Origin of the sequence: Paenibacillus xylanexedens (genome assembly GCF_001908275.1) — a bacterium.
Lineage (GTDB): Bacteria > Bacillota > Bacilli > Paenibacillales > Paenibacillaceae > Paenibacillus > Paenibacillus xylanexedens_A.
In genome coordinates this window covers 389,827-406,906 of record NZ_CP018620.1, presented here as the reverse complement: position 1 = coordinate 406,906, position 17,080 = coordinate 389,827, and the positions used below count along the sequence as shown (strand labels likewise).

Here is a 17,080-nt window from a genome sequence, read left to right as displayed (position 1 = left end):
GATGAACTCGGGCTATTGGGAGAGTTATAAGGGGGAAACGTGATGACAGAGCATGAGCAGCGACCACCGGAGATGAAACGGCATGAACAAGGGAACATTGGATGGGCGAAATCGCGAAGGTCACTCTGGTGGGGTGCAGGGCTTCTCGTTGTGCTGATTGTGGCAGTTGTGGTGTGGTGGAAGCCTTGGCAATCGACGGGTGCGGTACTTACGGCAGATGCGGCAGCACAATCGGTGCTTGATCAATATCCAGGAGAGATTGTAAATTCGACGTTGAAGGACGGGACGTATATCATGCAGCTCCGTTCGGAGACCGGCCTATATGATGTGCAAGTGGATGCCGTTACAGCTGCTGTGAATTCCATTAAACGGCTGGAGTCGAACCCGCAAGCGGAAGAGAAGACGTTATGGAGCCGCGAGCAGATCAAGACGGCGTTGTTAAAACAACAAACAGATAACCAATTGGTCTCGCTAGAACTTGTCGAGCAGCAAGGCAGTCCGGTATACACCGCGGTCGTGAAGGCGAAGGATAACAGCCGTGAAGAACTCACGATTGATCCATACACGGGAGAGACGATATCTTCCAAAACAATAACAGCCCCGACAACTGAACCAACCAAGGATGATCCCAAACCTCAGTTTCTGAGCGAGAAACAAGCCAAACAGAAGGCACTTGCGGAGGTTCCGGGGGAAGTGGACGACATCGAACTGCGTGGAACCAACAGCGGGAATCCGTATTATCTGGTTGAAATTGATTTGGAGGATGGCCGGGAGGCTATTGTGCAAGTGAATGCCATCTCAGGAGCAATTCGTTCGGTGACTTGGGATGAGGACGATGATTAAACATGTTGCAAGGAACACATTAAATATAGTGTTAAACTGCTTTAGAGAGATGATTCCTAGTTTAGGGGTCATCTTTTTCATTTCTTTTTCTTTTAGATTACATACATAATGAACACTCATTAAATGAGCATTCTCTTCATTTTCTCATCAAATTCTAATCTAACTCTCGCTGATCTCTCATTCCTGCAGGTTATTCTATAAATGTAGACGAGAACGAAACAACAACAACGAGGAGATGAATGATGATGATGAACAAACATAAACTTTGGATTGGTAGCTTGTCAGCAGCAGTATTACTTGGTGGATCGGCCGTAGCGGCTAGCGGGAATGTGAACGGACAATCGGTGCAAACTGCACCAACGTCAACAACACAATCTGCAACACAGAATCAGAACAGCACAGGTAAAATGCTGAATGCATCCCAAGCGAAAGCGTTGGCGTTAAAAGCAGCCGATGGTAAAGTGGATGACGTGGATCTGGAGCGTAGAAACGGCCAAACGTTCTATGAAGTTGAGATCGACAGAAAAGGAACCAATGATGTTGTCGTTCGTCTGGATGCTTATACAGGCAAAATCCTTGCGGTCGTGAATGATGAAGACTACGATGATGACGACGATTATAAAGGTACTGTATCAGGCAACACATCTAATAACTCTACTTCCAAGCAGGTCAAATTGACGGCATCCCAGGCTTCAAACATTGCGTTGAAACAAGTTACGGGTGGTAAAGTAACCAAAGTCGAGCTGGATCATGATGATGGTCGCTATGTGTATGAGATCGAACTGAGAACTGCTCAAGGTGAAGCAGATGTAGATATCGATGCCAACACAGGTAAAGTGTTATCGTTTGACCAGGATTTTGACGACCAAGATTAAGCAATAAGGGCGAGTATACGCCGATAAAACATCATATAAAAACCGCCTATGAACAGCCGCACACAGTTAGAGATCGTTACATCATGGAGGGGCAGGGCAGGTATAGCAGAGGACGCTTCGGGGGAAGCGTCTTTTTGTTGTTGATCGAGAGAGCGGAGTATAAAATTGTACATCTTCCGCCGGATTGTTCACTATTCGAGCAGGAACGTGGCGGATACAATCGGAATCAGGGAGGTGAACGCCCAGCCAGTATTACCAGGAATTCTAATGCTGAAATGCATCATCGATCGGAGGCAGATAAGACATATCGATTTTATTTTATGTAAGCGCTTCACAAAAAACATGGAGGTGCATTACGATATGGCTATGAACGATGGATGGTTGAAAAAGAATACACAATCACGTCGCTTTACCCGCCGCTTAAGTTATCTGCTTGCTTTGGTTTTGGCGCTGCAATCCATAGGTATGCTGCTTGCACCCGGACCGAATGCTTCAGCTGCTCCACTTAGTGTAACGAACGGGATACAGTTCAAGGATACCAATGGCAATGTCGTTCATGCTCATGGGGGCGGGATGATTAAGGCAAATGGGTATTATTACTGGTTTGGAGAGAACCGCAATACGAATGGAACGTTCAAGGCAGTGTCCGTGTATCGTTCATCGGATCTGAAGAACTGGGAGTATCGTAATGATGTGCTGACCAGCAACTCGGCTACCGAGCTAAATATCTCTAACATTGAACGCCCAAAGGTCATCTACAACAGTGCTACCGGCAAATATGTGCTGTGGATGCACAAAGAGAATGGTCTGGATTATGGCGAGGCCCGAGTGGCGGTAGCTACTTCGAATACAGTTGATGGCAACTACACGTATGTGGGCAGTTATCGTCCACTTGGGTATGATTCCAGAGATATGACGGTGTACAACGATAACGGAACGGCTTATCTGATCTCCGCGACCCGAGTGAATGCAGATCTGAATATATATAAGCTGACCCCGGATTTCCTGGGTGTGGAATCCCTAGTCACAACGCTGTGGCCCGGACAATATCGTGAAGCACCAGCCCTATTCAAAAAAGACGGCGTCTACTTCCTGATCACCTCGGGTGCGACCGGCTGGAATCCGAATCAGGCCAAATATGCCACAGCCTCCAGCATTACAGGCACATGGAGCGGCCTCAGTAACTTCGGCGACAGCACAACGTATGGTTCTCAATCCACCTATGTTGTTCCAGTAGAAGGTTCACAGACCACATCTTATCTCTACATGGGTGATCGCTGGGCTGGTGCATGGAGCGGACCGGTGCAGGATTCCAAGTATGTCTGGCTGCCACTTTCATTCCCGAGTGCAACCAGTCTGGCGATGAACTGGGCCAGCAGTATTACGATTGATACAGCAACAGGGACTGTGACCGGAGTGAGTACACCGGATGTATGGGACCCGAATGCTTCATATCAGCTGATTAGTCGTAAGAGTAACAAATTGCTGAATGTCATTGGGGGTTCTTCCGTCAACGGTGCGGATCTGGAGCAGCGAGCAGATTGGGGAACAACCAGTCAACAGTGGCAAATTACCGATGCGGGTCAAATTACCGATGCGGGTGGCGGTTATGTCAAAATCATCAACCGTTCCAGTGGCAAGCTAATCGGTGTGGAGAATGGTGCCACGACGGATGGGGCTGTCATTGAACAGTGGAATGATGGTGGCTGGGCCAGCCAGCAATGGCAACTCGTCAGTGTAGGTGGTGGTTATTATAAACTGAAGAACCGCAGTACAGGCAAGGTATTGGATATCTCCAGTCAATCCCTGGCAGATGGGGCTGCGGCCATCCAGTGGACGGATAATGGCGGTACGAATCAGCATTTTCAGATTGTTAAGGTGCAGTAAGACGTTTTAAATATTATAAAATAAGGTTCAACATAAAGTGGAAGCCCTTGTCTCTTACCATAAGGTGGGACAGGGGCTTTGTGATGTGTTCGCGCTTGTTACGTGATGCTCATACTCAAAGGGGATATCCAGATAATGACGTACATCATGACCTATTTCCGATCATTACCATCCCAATCTGTGGTAAACTAGTAGAATTGTAGAAAAAGATAGAGACAGGAGCTGGATAACGAAGTGAGTGAACAACAAGTGCTATCCATTGAAAGCTTGCGTATGAGATACAACGGACGTTATGTGCTGAACGGCATCGATCTGGAAGTGAATCGCGGTGAGATGATTGGATATATTGGTCCCAATGGGGCTGGCAAGAGTACAACGGTTAAGATTTTACTCGGGCTGGTTGAAGGATATGTAGGCACGGTGCGAATCTTTGGTAAAGATATTGCAGATGGGGATGTAGAGTATAAACGCAGAATCGGCTATGTTCCGGAGGTCGCGGAATTGTACGAACAATTAACGCCTGCGGAGTATCTGACTTTTACGGGAGAGTTATACGGCATGTCCTATGAAGATGCGGATTACAAAGCCAAGCTATTGATGGATTGTTTTGGAATGGAAAAATCATATCATTCCCGCATTGCATCCTTTTCCAAAGGTATGCGTCAGAAAGTGCTGTTAATCTCTGCGCTGCTACATGACCCGGATCTGTTGTTCCTGGATGAACCGCTCAGCGGATTGGATGCCAATAGTGTGATGGTGGTCAAAGAGATTTTGTCACAATTGTCAGCCAAAGGCACAACGATCTTCTATTCGTCACACATCATGGATGTGGTGGAGAAGATCAGCAGTCGAATTGTACTGATCGCTGAAGGACGCGTAGTGGCAGACGGTACGTTCAAGCAGCTTCAACAGCAATCCATGGAAGGTACGCTGGAGGAAGTATTCAATCAATTAACGGGCTTTAATGAGCACAAAGCCATTGCGGAGCGATTTGTATCGATTGTGCAGGAGGTGTACTGATATGGAGGAATCCTCCGACTTCCGCACACTCAAGATTCTGGATCGCTTTCGTCCGCTTATCGCCAGAACAGGGGCGGATTATGATGTGCTGCGCCTGATTTTGCGAGTGAAGTTCCAGATGGATCAACGCAGAGTACCTACCATTTTGTCCAACAACTCAGGGAAAAAGGAGCGCAAGGAAGGGAATCAGTTTCTTCGATCCCTGTGGTTGTATGCATTAATGGGACTGATGATGGTTCCCTTCATCGTCTGGGATACGGGGCATTTCATGCTTCAGATGGGTCTTGTGTTTGGTATCTTAATGTTTATGATCATGACGTCCATGATCTCGGATTTTTCCTCCGTACTGCTGGACATTCGGGATCGTAATATTATTATGACGAAGCCCGTTAATGGGCGAACGGTGGGGATGGCCCGAGCCATCCACGCAGGCGTTTATCTGCTATTGCTGACGGGTTCATTAACCGGTATACCGTTAATTGCTGCGTTAGTGACGCATGGGATCGGATTCTTTCTGATTTTCCTTGTAGAACTGATTCTGATCAATATGCTGATTCTGGTGACAACGTCTCTGATCTATCTGTTCATGATGAAGTTTCTGGATGGTGAGAAGCTGAAGGATATGATCAATATGGTGCAGATTCTGCTTTCGGTGGGGATTGCGATCGGTTATCAGCTGGTGATTCGTTCGTTCAGCATTATTGACTTTGGTATGGTATTTACCCCGGCTTGGTGGCAGTTGCTTCTGCCTCCGTTATGGTATGCGGCCGCCTATGAATGGTTATTCGCGGGCGGTGGGAATGTGTGGATCTACACGTTCACAGCCCTTGGAGTTTTGGTTCCTGTGGTAAGTCTGATCGTATATGTGAAGCTTATGCCTTCCTTTGAATTGTATTTGGAGAAAATGGCACATTCGGGTCAGTCCTCCGGACGCAGACGTGGAAGATGGGATCGGTTGATCTCCAAGGTGGTCAGTCGTTCCAGAGAGGAGCAGGCTTGCTTCCGTCTGTCAGCCAGCATGATGCGTAATGAACGGGAATTCAAGCTGAAGGTGTATCCGTCGCTTGGTTTATCATTTGTCTTACCTTATGTATTTTGGTTTACCGAATTGCAGTCTTCTACCTGGGCTGAGTTTAGGCAAAGTTCGTTTGTATACACTTTTTATATCGTACTAATGCTGGTTGTAACGGTTGTAGTCATGCTGAAATTTTCAGGACAATATAAAGCGTTCTGGACCTTCCGCGCTGCGCCGATGGCGAATGATAGCGCGTTATACAAAGGCGCTCTGAAGGCGTTCCTGTGCAACATGTTCCTGCCTATTTTTCTGGCAAATGCCGTTCTGTTTACCTGGACATTCGGATCACGGATACTGCCGGATATTGCGATAATTTTGTTGACGGCGACCGCCCTTGTCCCACTGGCAGGCAAGTTGTTGCTGCGTAAGCCACCGTTCTCCCAATCCTTCAGTATGGCGCAGCAAAGTGATGGCTGGTATGTATTCGCCGCCCTCCCTGTGCTCGCCATGTTATGGGGAGTCCATGTCTTTTTCCGTTCGGTATCGGGGGGCGTGTGGATCTATGGTGCGCTATTGATCGTAGCGAATGTGTTGCTGTGGACGCTGCTGTTTCGAGAGAAGAAGACAGTGAAGAAGAGGCCGGTTGCAGTTTAAGAATTGAGTAGTAGAGTAAGAGAGTAAGAGCGCTAAACGATAAGAGAGGGTAGAAGAGCTAACCTAGACACGGATGTCGGGGTTAGCTCTTTTTGATAGGTGATACTACCCCATAGATACTACCCCAAAGAAACCTTCGGCCGCAGCGCTAACGAACCTGAGACAACCTATTCAGGGTAAAAATCTGAAATATAAATTCTAACGAACCTCAGGAACGTTATCCTTCGGAAAAGTAGCTATTTAGCTTGAAAAAGGACCAAATTAGGCGTAATAACGTGTCTGAGATTCGTTAGATATTAGATCCATGCCAAAAGGGGCTAATAACGTGTATCAGGTTCATTAAAATGGAGTTAAGCAGTGGAGGCTCACTTTCGGTACATCGAAATATCGAAATCGAGCGAAGCCCACGATGAGTTCCAAGTAATATTATAACTTTGAGCCAATAGCGTGGCGGCGGATGTGTTGGCGGTATGAATATACTTAGGTGACAGGATGTTTGCATACAGAAGCTGTACCTAGTCAGTAATAAGGACTAGCAGTAGCGTCGCGCCCAGGAAGCAAATATTAGGTTCAGGTGTGTGAGAACGCATGAGTACACAATCACCACCGTGAATTGTAGCGAAGTGAGTAAGCCAATACGGGATGCTTCTGAACTTGTATACAGCTTAGGGGCCAGCTATTGGAGCGGTTCTTGATCTGCATCTTTGGGCAGAGTGGGGTGCCCTATTTTTTATCGCCTGCTCGGAGGATGGATTCCGCCAGCCGATCGGCTGCATCGGCTGTGGAGATCGCAGATTGCGTAGCCTCTGCGTATACCTTGCTCAGCGTGCCTGCAATCCCCGCCACTTTTTGGCGGATCAGGTCAGGCCCGGCGCCTTCCAGCTCGTAGGCGGTGGAGATGATTCCGCCTGCGTTGAGCACATAATCAGGCGCGTACAGGATGCCGCGCGCCTGCATGCGGCCTGCAACCAGCTGTCGTTCACTCAGCTGGTTGTTGGCCGCCCCGGCAACGATGGAGCAGCGCAGCTCCTCCACCGTTGCCGGGGTCAGTACGCCCCCTAGGGCACAGGGGGCGAAGACCTTGCAGTCAGCGGCGTGGATATGGGCCGGATCGGCCGGGATGGCGCCGCTGAACTGCACAAGGGCACGTTGTACACGCTCCGGTACAACGTCTGCCACAATGAGCCGTGCCCCGGCTGCATGCAGGTAACGGCACAGGGCATACCCGACCTTGCCCAGTCCCTGGACGGCAACGGGAATGCCCTGCAAAGATGCAATGCCTTGCTGGCGCAGCGAGGTCACAATGCCGATGTGTACGCCGTAGGCGGTCATCTCGGCAGTGAAGTCATCTTGCGCCCCAAGCGAACCCGTGGTGTCCGTCACATGTGCGGTCTCCAGTCGGATCTGGTCCATGTCTGTCGCCGTGGTACCCAGATCAAGACCGGTCACGTACCGTCCGTTCAGCCGCTCCAGACAACGACCCAGTGCGCGAAAGCGCTGCGCCCGCTTGGATACGTCCGTATCCAGGCTTTTATCTATACGATCAGCACCCTGATCGGCGACGACTTCCCGTTCAGCGCCCTTTTGCTGCTCTACCCCTAGATCTCCAGCGACCTGCTCAGCACTTTGGGATCCGCAACCATCCTCATCCGGTTTTGCATTCTTCGCAAAAGGCACATTCCATATGACCACTTTCCCGCCACCATACGGCAGTCCGGAGATTGCATTTTTGTACGTCATGCCTCTGGCAAGTTTCACAGCATCCCGAACAGCTTCTTCCTCGGACGCATACGTCCAGTAGCGACATCCGCCGAGCGCAGGTCCAAGGACCGTGTTATGAATGGCAATGACCGCCCTCAATCCACTATCTGCATCATGGCAAAAAATGAGTTCCTCCATGCTTTCCCGCTCCATCTCCTGCCATAGCTGCATGACGGCACCCCCTTTTTGTTTTGACCCATCCATCCTGGTTTTGACCTGATATCCTGTGCCAGCGTGCTTGGCTTTATGATGATACAGCATATTCAAAGACCCCCGTTTTCGCCCCTGGGACCTCCGCCGGGTTGATAATCGGTACAAACGGTTCTATAATTGCAGTTCCGGCATGCCAGAGAGCAGAAAATGCCTACGGATTTACATTCAACCGTTTAGAATGAGGGCATAACGTCCAATGATGGAGATAGAGCGAACATACAGGAAGCATAGATGAAACGAAATCGTCGAGTATATGCAGCAAAGGGCCAATTCCGTTGTGAGGGCCAGGAAAGAGGGATTGTGATTGTTTAAAATATTGGTATTTATCTTTTTGATCCAGATTGTGTACGTATCCGCTTATACACTCCGGATGATTCTGACACTCAAAGGACAGAAATACATCGCCGCACTGATCAGCATGGGTGAGATTGTGATCTATGTACTCGGTCTGAATCTTGTGCTCCAATACCTGACTCAGCCTTCGGCCCTGATCGTGTACGCGGTGGGTTATGGACTGGGAGTGTTGCTCGGTGCGTGGATTGAAGAGAAGATCGCGCTCGGTTACGTTACCGTTAAAGTCATCTGTAACCAGATGGGCAATAACGTCGCGAATGCCCTGCGAGATAAAGGATATGGTGTTACTGCATGGGTGGGCAGTGGACGTGATGGAGATCGGCTTGTGATGGAGATTCTGGCAAAACGTAAAAACCAGAAATTGCTCTACCAGACGATTCTCGATCTGGACCCCAAAGCATTTGTTATTACCGTGGAGCCTAAACAGTTCCATGGCGGCTTCTGGACACGTTCCATCAAAAAGTAAAATCGAGCAGGTCTGCGGCAGATGCAGTCCTGCTTTTTTAATTTCATCCCATCTGGAATGTTCTTGTTACCACGATATATTCCTGAAACCTTACTCCCCAAGTTAACTCTGTACGATTCAAGGTTGCTTACAGTACAAACCCTTACCATACCAGCCTTTCCTAACCACATGTGAGATAGGGATTATTGTTGTAATCGCTTTCAACACTTACATTGAGAACATGTCCTTCGTAACTTGGCATGGCAGCGATGGGCGAATGTAATCATCATATATTGGGAGGAATGGAATCGATGAAAAGCAAATTTCGAAGCCTATGCAGCACAGCTCTGGCTCTAACGTTGGGGTTAACTTTATTGTCCGGCCCGGCAAGTGTGCAGGCAGCGGGTAACGCAGACTACAATCTTACAGGCTTCTCCCAAGGGAATGCGGGTGGCGGTATCATCAGCGAATCAAACACAGCCACGTATAAGAAAGTGTATAATGCGACCGATCTGGCACTGGCACTGAAAAAGAACTCCGGTGTCAAAGTTGTTGAGATCATGAACGATCTGAATCTGGGATGGAATGAAATTCCGAGCGCAGCGCAGACTTCTCCTTTTGCCAAGCATAATGATGCGCTGACACATCCCGTATTAAAACAGACCGGTGTCAGCAAGCTCACGATTGACGGTTTCAATGGACTCACGATTTTCTCCACCAATGGTTCCAAGATCAAACACGCTGCGATCAGCGTGAAACGAAGCTCAAATGTCATCATCCGCAACCTGGAGTTTGATGAGTTATGGGAATGGGATGAATCCACCAAAGGTGATTACGACAAGAACGATTGGGATTACATCACCCTGGAGGAGAACAGCAACGTATGGATTGATCACTGCACATTTAATAAAGCCTATGACGGACTCATCGATTCGAAAAAAGGAACCAGCGGCGTGACCATCTCCTGGTCCCTCTTCAAAGGGGATGACGGCAGCTCGAACAGCTGGGTCACCCAGCAGATTAACGAATTGGAAGCAAATAAGGCTTCCTATCCCATGTACAACTACCTGCGCAGCAGTGCTGTAGGTCTCAGCAAAGCCGATATTATCGCCATCTCGGGACCACAAAAGAAAGGACATCTGGTCGGTTCGACCAGCCTGGAATCAGCTAACGCCAACCTGTCCATGACCCTGCACCATAATCTGTACAAAGATATTCAGGATCGGATGCCACGCCTGCGTGGAGGCAACGCACATGCATATAACATCGTGATGGATGCGACAGGGGCACGTGCCGCTAAAGCCAAAATTACAACGGCGATGGCAACAGCGATTGCATCCAAAGGTTATAAATTCGATATCATTGGCAATGGGGCAATCTCCACAGAGAGCGGAGCCGTATTAGTTGAGAAATCAGTCATCAAGGACGTGCTGTATCCTGTGCGCAACAATCAGACCGATCCGGCAGATCCAACCTATACCGGCAAAATCAGAGTGACCGATACCATGTATTCTTTGGATGGAAGCTCATTCCGTGGCAGCAGTGATACGTCTGGCAGTCCACTGGCGCCAATCCCGGCCGTGGTGAAATCGTTCTCCTGGAACGGCTTCTCGACACTTCCTTACAGCTATACCACGGATGATCCATCTACGTTGAATGCACGCCTCACGGCTTCCAATGGCGCGGGTTCGGGTAAACTGACCTGGTCCAAGGACAATTGGTTGAAGACAAGTTATTGATATCAAAGTAACCTGTTGCTTTTACGTTCTTCAAATAAGGAAAAGAGTGCTCCTGCAGCTACGATAGCCGGGAGTGCTCTTTTTATATGAATCGGCTCCATAAACAGTTTGGCGGGCCGCTTGAAAAGTGACTCCTTGTTAGGGTGGATCATCTCCAGCTACAGCATGTGTTGGTCTCGCCGGTGATCGTTGTGAATCTTTATTTATCTTCATTACCTTTGTGAGTAATTTATGACAAATTAACCATTTATACAAGTACGCCTTGTAATTTTACTTACCGGTAAATATAATTTATTAGAATTGACTCATAAGGATGGTGAAGCAACTTGGATGTATGGATATATTCCGCACTTACGCTTGTTTATTTGATACTTGTTGTTTGGATGGCCTTCGATTTAACCCAGAGGAAGCAATGGCTCGCGTATTCCAGTTTTCAGCTATTTGTAGCGTTCAGCTTGGCATATGACAATGGAATTATTGCTGTAGGTAATTTGATAGGGGATGGGGAAGTGTTAATGGTTCTCAGTAGCCTTCGATTTTGGCTACATGCCTTTGCTACCCCTACCCTTATTCTTGTTGGCTACCATATCTTGCGCAGCTCAGGTACCAAGTTTGCCAATAGAAGTATAACGAGTGTGGTAGCATGGCTGATAACTTTAGGTCTGGTTATCTACCAGATTGTAGGCTTTACTTTATCTGAGGTTAAAAATCTCAAAGTTACAGAAGAGTATGGAGTACTGAGATATATGGCAGAAGGTCATGGAGGTCCGCCGATGATGGTGATCATCGTGGGGATTGTTCTGTTATTTGTTAGCCTGGTCGTTCTTTTCAAACATAAATGGGTTTGGCTGTTTGTTGGAACTGCCTTGTTGTTTGTAGGGCAGTTAATCTCCTTGCCAGTGGAAACCGGAGCTTTAACCAATGTGTATGAGCTGATCCTCATCCTCTCGATTTGGAGAACGACTACATTTTTGAAAAATTCAACAGATCATCGCCGTCGTTAAGCTCCGATGCATCAGAAAAGACTGGCCCGTAAGATAAAGGCCAGTCATCTGTGTTCGTTTATTTCATTTTTTAATTCAAATATCCATAGTATCTGATGAGGCAGACACAGCACTCACCGAGTCACGATAGATGATGTTGCCTTTCACGTGTACACGGCCGAAACTGCGGTTTGGGTTGTCGACCTTTTTGAGCATGGACTGAACTGCCGTGCGTGCCATCTGTTCCACATCCACTTCGACGGTTGTGAGCTTGGGATCGGAGAGCGTGGCATAGATATCATTATCAAAACCAACAACAGAGCATTGGCCAGGCACCTGAATATCCATGGAAGTCAGTTTCTGAACGAGCAGATGAGCGACCTGATCACAGTTGCATACAAAAGCGGTTGGCAGCTGTTCCGGCAGATCAATCTCAATAAACGTACCCCGTTCATCCCGATCATTCAGAACCAGATCCGGATTCATCGGCAAGCGATGTTCCAGCAAGGATTTGTAGTACCCGAGGAATCGGTCCTGGATGCTGCTCGTGGAATACAAGTTCCCTACATAAGCAATGTTACGGTGGCCCTGCTGAACCAGATAGTTCGTCAGCTCATAGGCAGCGTAGAAGTTATCGGTAACAACGGAATCGATGTCCGAATGTTCATCGTAGAAGTCGAGAAACATTTTGGGAACTTCCATCGATCGCACCAGTTCAATATACTCTTTGCTGATCTGTCCGAGCACGATGAAACCATCGACCTTGTTGTCACTGTACAGCTTGGGCAACGTTAATTCTTCCTCATCCTCCACATTCAGAATGTGCAGAATGCCGTAGTAGCCCTGTTCCTCCAGATGTTTGGTGATGCGCTGGAACACGCGTACATAGAACGACTGCGTAGGTCCGGTAAAACGCTCCGGGATAATTACGCCAATATTATGGGTTAAGCCTTCCTTCATCGAACGGGCAACAGCATTATACCGATAGCCCATTTCAACAGCAAGCACTTTAATTTTTTCCTTTAATTCGCCACTCACGCCATCTTTATCATTCAATGCTTTCGAGACGGTCACACTGCTGACCCCGAGCCTGTCGGCGATATCCCGCATGGTGATATTGTTCTTCAGTATGGTCGCCTCCTTCAAGCCGGTATAGGCACAATGTGCTGTCACTATGATGAACACTTTCTTCCAACATAATAACAATCCATATCAGTATACATCGTTACCCACTTGGAATAAAGCCATTCTGGCTGTTGTTTAGCTAATTTTCAGCACATTGCAGGTTTACCTGAGAGGACGCTCTACCGATGTTATGTCAATTGTTTCTGTAAAAGCTTCTCATTCTGTTCAATCAGCTGACCCCGCTGGCTAGCACAATCCAAGGAACGATATGGATCAGCCGGTGTATTGAACGTATAATCGACTAGTTTTTCGAGCGTCGTTGTTGCCACATGACAGCGGGTATCACTGGAAGCGTAATAGATAAAGACCTCGTCATCTTCATTGACCACAGCACCGTTGCAGAAAATAACATTGGATACATCGCCTACACGCTCATCGTCATAAGGGGCAATGAAGTGGCCGCCCGGCTTGGCGATCATACGCGCCGGATCATTCAGATCCGTAGCGAAGGTGTATAACACATAACGCAGGCCTGCCGCGGTGTTCCGAACTCCGTGAGCAATGTGAATCCAGCCACGATCCGTCTTGAGCGGAGCAGGGCCTTGACCGTTTTTGACCTCATATACCGTATGATATTGCCGTTCGTCGATAATTGTCTCTTCATGAATGACAGGGTTCAAGATATCCTCACACAGACCAAAGGCGATTCCGCCGCCGCTGCCTGTCGAGATGAATCCGTCCTGTGGACGTGTGTAGAAGGCATATTTTCCATCCACGAATTCCGGGTGCAATACGACATTGCGCTGTTGAGGGGAATTCGTTGTGATGTTGGGCAACCGTTCCCAGCTTGTAAGATCCCGTGTACGAACCAGTCCTGCCTGTGCAACTGCGCTGGATGTATCAAATGCAGGAGCCTCCGGGTCTTTGCGTTCCGAGCAATAGATGCCATAGATCCAGCCATCTTCATGTTGAACAAGGCGCATATCATACTGATTGGTTTCATCCGCATCGATATCATTCCAGACCAATGGTTTATCCGTGAAACGGAACCCGTCAATTCCATTGTCACTCTCGGCGAGTGCAAAGATTGATTTGCGATCCAATCCTTCCGTACGGATGACCATGATGTATTTGCCATTGAAATAGATGGCTCCCGGATTCAGTGTTGCGTTAATGCCCAGGCGTTCCATGAAATGCGGGTTTGTCGTCTCATTCAGATCGAATCTCCAATGCAGCGGTACATGATGGCGAGTGATTACCGGATATTGGTACCGATCATATATGCCGTTGTAAAAGGAAGAATTGATCTCATTAGGGCGACTAAGTAGCTGCTCCTGTTTCTCCAGTAACTCCTTGTATTTCGGGTGTATCATTCTGATCCCATCCTCTCGATTAGTTCAATACAGAATCTGCTATTGTGATACGGGCATTTCCACGGTCCGGCAATTTCGCTCTGATCCGGTGTTCCGTTGCGGTCAACCGACCAGTACCATTCCCCGCCAGCGCGCTGATCAATGATGTTTTCTTTTGTATAAGTCCACAAGCGTTCCACTCTCTCCAGAAACAGTGGATCACCTGTACGCTGATACGTATTATAGAAACCAACCATCGCCTCTGCCTGAACCCACCAGATTCGCTTCTCATCGATATGTTCACCTTCTTGTTCATTTAGCAGGGAACCATCGGCATTTACGGCCACGTTGGAGATGTTATAGGCAATATCCGTTACCATCGCCGCATACTCCGGATGTTGTTCCAGTCCCAGCACTTTCAGTGTTTCGTCGATCAGCCAGCTGGCTTCAATGTCATGTCCGAACGAGCGCAGATCGATGATGGATTCCCACTGTTTGTTGAAAAATACCCCGAGAAACTTGGTGTCTTGGTCATACACCCGTTCATATAGAATTCCGAGCAGGCGTTCCAGCGCTGCCTTCACTTGTTGATCCGGCCACACTCTATAGAGCGTGGTGTAGGCCTCTAACACATGGATATGCGTATTCATTGTGTAATCCGCAATCACCCCATTTTCGCTCAGCATTTCATTGGGCTGTTCCTTCCATGTGCGATCAAATTGTTCCTTGTACGCAGGTAGTTCGGCATCCAGACCTTTGTCCTCGATTAGAGCAAAAAGCGTTTTCGCAAGTTCCAATGCAGAAGCATCCCCGGTAGCACGATAGTACTCACTGAGTGAATACACGCCGAATGATTGCGTATACACATGTTTGCTCGTGTCCAGTGCTTCCCCTGTGTAATCTACCATCCAGTACATACCGCCATATTCGGTGTCCATCACATGATCAGCGAGAAACCGATAGGCGTGCTCCGCGTGATCGCGCCATCTTTCGTTTCCGGTAACCCGATAGGCTGCTGCAAAAGACCATAATTGCCGTGCCGTGGCGATCCCGCCTTTGGGCGCCTGTTGATTAACCTGAAGATCATTGCCAACCCAACCGTAGAATCCACCGTGGGTTGTATCCTTAAGGTTGGACCAGAAGGGTAAAATCTGCTTCTCCCAATGCTCCTTAATCTCAGATTGAAGTTCAGTTGTTTTTGTATTCATAAGTGAGCGCTCCTTCAAAATAGTGCATCAATCTAATTAAATTAAGTTATCGGTAACTTTATTAATCCATATTAGTGCTCTAAAAAACAGATGTCAACGAAATGCATCGCAATTTTTCTTGTTAAGTTATAAATAATTTAATTGACAGGTAAGCGTTACCATAATAGAATTCATTTTGTAACCTTAACGATAACTTAATTAACTTAAGAGAGGGGTCGAAACAATTGAGAAAAAACAAAGGTTGGATGATGTTGCTGACGATGCTGCTCATCACTTCACTACTTGCTGCATGTTCATCCGGAGGTGGATCTTCGCAGGCAGGGGAGGAGATCAGTACAGATCCGGCAGATATCAAAGGTGAAATAACCGTTCTGACGCAACGGACAGATATTGTGGATACCGTATTCAAAGATTACGCGGCAGAATTCAACAAGGAATATCCTGATGTAAAAGTAAACTTTCAGGCGCTGGCCGACTACGAAGGACAAGTGAAAATCCGTATGAGCACCAAGGATTATGGTGACGTACTGATGATCCCGACCAGTGTTCCGATCGCAGATATCCCGGACTTTTTCGAGCCGCTCGGCACGTACGATGAATTGAAAGACAAATACACCGCCATTGAAGAACGCATGGTGGATGGTCAGGTCTACGGTATCCCTACCGTGATCACGTTCTCAGGAATCATTTATAACAAACAGGTCTTCAAAGACGCAGGCGTTACCGAATTGCCAAAAACACCGGAGCAATTCCAGGCTGCACTTCAATTGGTCAAAGACAATACAGATGCGGTTCCGCTCTACACCAACTATGCATCCGGCTGGGCTCTCACCCAATGGGAATCCGATCTGCCAACCGTTGCAGGCAGTGTGGATTACGTTAACGTGGACCAACCGAACACAGATGAGAACTTTGTGCCTGGTCAGCCGCACTATGAACTGTACAAAGTGCTCTATGATGCAGCCAAGAACGGTCTAATCGAGAAAGATCCAACAACAACCGACTGGGAAAGCTCCAAAGCGGATCTCGCCAAAGGCAAAATTGCCACAATGGCACTGGGCTCTTGGGCGATCACACAGATCCAAGGCATGACGGATACCCCGGACGACATCGGATTCTTACCTTTCCCAACCAATGCAAGTGAGGTTGTGGTTCCGCTCTCCGCAGACTATAACATCGGCATGAACGTGAACAGTGAGAACAAACCTGCTGCCAAAGCCTGGATTGACTGGTTCCTGGCGAAATCGAACTATGCAGTTGAACAGGGCGGCGGTATGGATGCAGACAAGAATGCTGAATTGCCACCGATTTTGGATCAATATAAAGATGTGAAATTCTCCACGCTTACACCTGCCAAAGAAGGTCAGGAAGGTCTGGTCGACAAGATTGATAACGAAGGCGAAATCGGTCTCTGGCAGCCTGACTTCAAGAAACGCATTATCGAAGCAGGTATTGGGAACCGCAAGGAATCGTATGACGACATCATGAAAGATCTGAACGACAAATGGGTCAAAGCAAGAGCAGAACTCACGAAATAATGGGATTAACGTAAGTGGATCAGGTGATGAATGGACTGCGGGGATATAGGAATCCATTTGTGAATGGA

13 protein-coding genes are annotated in these 17,080 nt (G+C 47.9%); 9 read left to right on the top strand and 4 right to left on the bottom strand.

Translation table 11 applies throughout. The annotated features are described in order from the left end of the window. The first annotated feature begins 42 nt into the window (after positions 1-42). The 5 genes from BS614_RS01630 to BS614_RS01605 all read left to right on the top strand — a co-directional run bounded on the left by BS614_RS01630 (position 43) and on the right by BS614_RS01605 (position 6,294). Positions 43-843, top strand: a complete 801-nt coding sequence (locus BS614_RS01630) for a PepSY domain-containing protein (protein ID WP_074092714.1) — start codon at positions 43-45, stop codon at positions 841-843. Between the two features lie 239 nt (positions 844-1,082). Then, complete coding sequence (locus BS614_RS01625) at positions 1,083-1,718, top strand: PepSY domain-containing protein (RefSeq protein ID WP_084174365.1); 636 nt, start codon at positions 1,083-1,085, stop codon at positions 1,716-1,718. Between the two features lie 360 nt (positions 1,719-2,078). Further along, a complete protein-coding gene (locus tag BS614_RS01615; RefSeq protein WP_244898252.1) occupies positions 2,079-3,605 on the top strand; it encodes an RICIN domain-containing protein in 1,527 nt (508 codons plus the stop codon). A 234-nt stretch (positions 3,606-3,839) separates the two neighbouring features. Then, the gene (locus BS614_RS01610) at positions 3,840-4,625 is read left to right on the top strand and encodes an ABC transporter ATP-binding protein (protein ID WP_036606587.1); all 786 of its coding nucleotides are present in this window, start codon (positions 3,840-3,842) and stop codon (positions 4,623-4,625) included. A gap of 1 nt (position 4,626) precedes the next feature. After that, positions 4,627-6,294 carry a hypothetical protein gene (locus BS614_RS01605; protein ID WP_074092711.1) on the top strand — a complete coding sequence of 556 codons (1,668 nt, stop codon included), beginning with the start codon at positions 4,627-4,629 and terminating at the stop codon, positions 6,292-6,294. A 723-nt stretch (positions 6,295-7,017) separates the two neighbouring features. On the opposite strand, the gene BS614_RS01600 is transcribed toward BS614_RS01605, so the two are convergent. Next, positions 7,018-8,226: a Leu/Phe/Val dehydrogenase gene (locus tag BS614_RS01600; RefSeq protein ID WP_280523092.1), complete on the bottom strand. Its 1,209-nt coding sequence runs from the start codon at positions 8,224-8,226 to the stop codon at positions 7,018-7,020. Positions 8,227-8,572: 346 nt separating this feature from the next. Between BS614_RS01600 and BS614_RS01595 the strand changes: the two genes are divergently transcribed. From BS614_RS01595 to BS614_RS01585, 3 genes are all read left to right on the top strand, one after another. Continuing rightward, positions 8,573-9,088: a DUF2179 domain-containing protein gene (locus BS614_RS01595; protein WP_036606590.1), complete on the top strand. Its 516-nt coding sequence runs from the start codon at positions 8,573-8,575 to the stop codon at positions 9,086-9,088. 290 nt (positions 9,089-9,378) lie between these two features. Then, positions 9,379-10,806: a pectate lyase family protein gene (locus BS614_RS01590; RefSeq protein WP_074092709.1), complete on the top strand. Its 1,428-nt coding sequence runs from the start codon at positions 9,379-9,381 to the stop codon at positions 10,804-10,806. 326 nt (positions 10,807-11,132) lie between these two features. Continuing rightward, on the top strand, positions 11,133-11,810 hold the full coding sequence (locus BS614_RS01585; RefSeq protein ID WP_074092708.1) for a hypothetical protein: 678 nt from the start codon (positions 11,133-11,135) through the stop codon (positions 11,808-11,810). A gap of 75 nt (positions 11,811-11,885) precedes the next feature. Here BS614_RS01585 and BS614_RS01580 read toward each other — a convergent pair whose 3' ends face one another. The 3 genes from BS614_RS01580 to BS614_RS01570 form a co-directional block, all read right to left on the bottom strand. Further along, positions 11,886-12,962, bottom strand: coding sequence for a substrate-binding domain-containing protein (locus tag BS614_RS01580; RefSeq protein ID WP_244898251.1), 1,077 nt, complete (start codon positions 12,960-12,962; stop codon positions 11,886-11,888). Between the two features lie 140 nt (positions 12,963-13,102). Continuing rightward, complete coding sequence (locus BS614_RS01575; RefSeq protein WP_074092706.1) at positions 13,103-14,287, bottom strand: glycoside hydrolase family 130 protein; 1,185 nt, start codon at positions 14,285-14,287, stop codon at positions 13,103-13,105. Further along, positions 14,284-15,474: an AGE family epimerase/isomerase gene (locus BS614_RS01570; protein WP_074092705.1), complete on the bottom strand. Its 1,191-nt coding sequence runs from the start codon at positions 15,472-15,474 to the stop codon at positions 14,284-14,286. The genes BS614_RS01575 and BS614_RS01570 overlap by 4 nt, the downstream gene beginning before the upstream one ends. Before the next feature lie 224 nt (positions 15,475-15,698). Between BS614_RS01570 and BS614_RS01565 the strand changes: the two genes are divergently transcribed. Continuing rightward, positions 15,699-17,012, top strand: coding sequence for an ABC transporter substrate-binding protein (locus BS614_RS01565; RefSeq protein WP_036606600.1), 1,314 nt, complete (start codon positions 15,699-15,701; stop codon positions 17,010-17,012). Positions 17,013-17,080 lie beyond the last annotated feature (68 nt).

Coding starts and splice junctions, on each gene's coding strand:
- BS614_RS01630 (WP_074092714.1), top strand. CDS start 43: ATGACAGAGCATGAGCAGCGACCACCGGAGATGAAACGGCATGAACAA.
- BS614_RS01625 (WP_084174365.1), top strand. CDS start 1,083: ATGATGATGATGAACAAACATAAACTTTGGATTGGTAGCTTGTCAGCA.
- BS614_RS01615 (WP_244898252.1), top strand. CDS start 2,079: ATGGCTATGAACGATGGATGGTTGAAAAAGAATACACAATCACGTCGC.
- BS614_RS01605 (WP_074092711.1), top strand. CDS start 4,627: ATGGAGGAATCCTCCGACTTCCGCACACTCAAGATTCTGGATCGCTTT.
- BS614_RS01600 (WP_280523092.1), bottom strand. CDS start 8,226: ATGCAGCTATGGCAGGAGATGGAGCGGGAAAGCATGGAGGAACTCATT.
- BS614_RS01590 (WP_074092709.1), top strand. CDS start 9,379: ATGAAAAGCAAATTTCGAAGCCTATGCAGCACAGCTCTGGCTCTAACG.
- BS614_RS01575 (WP_074092706.1), bottom strand. CDS start 14,287: ATGATACACCCGAAATACAAGGAGTTACTGGAGAAACAGGAGCAGCTA.
- BS614_RS01570 (WP_074092705.1), bottom strand. CDS start 15,474: ATGAATACAAAAACAACTGAACTTCAATCTGAGATTAAGGAGCATTGG.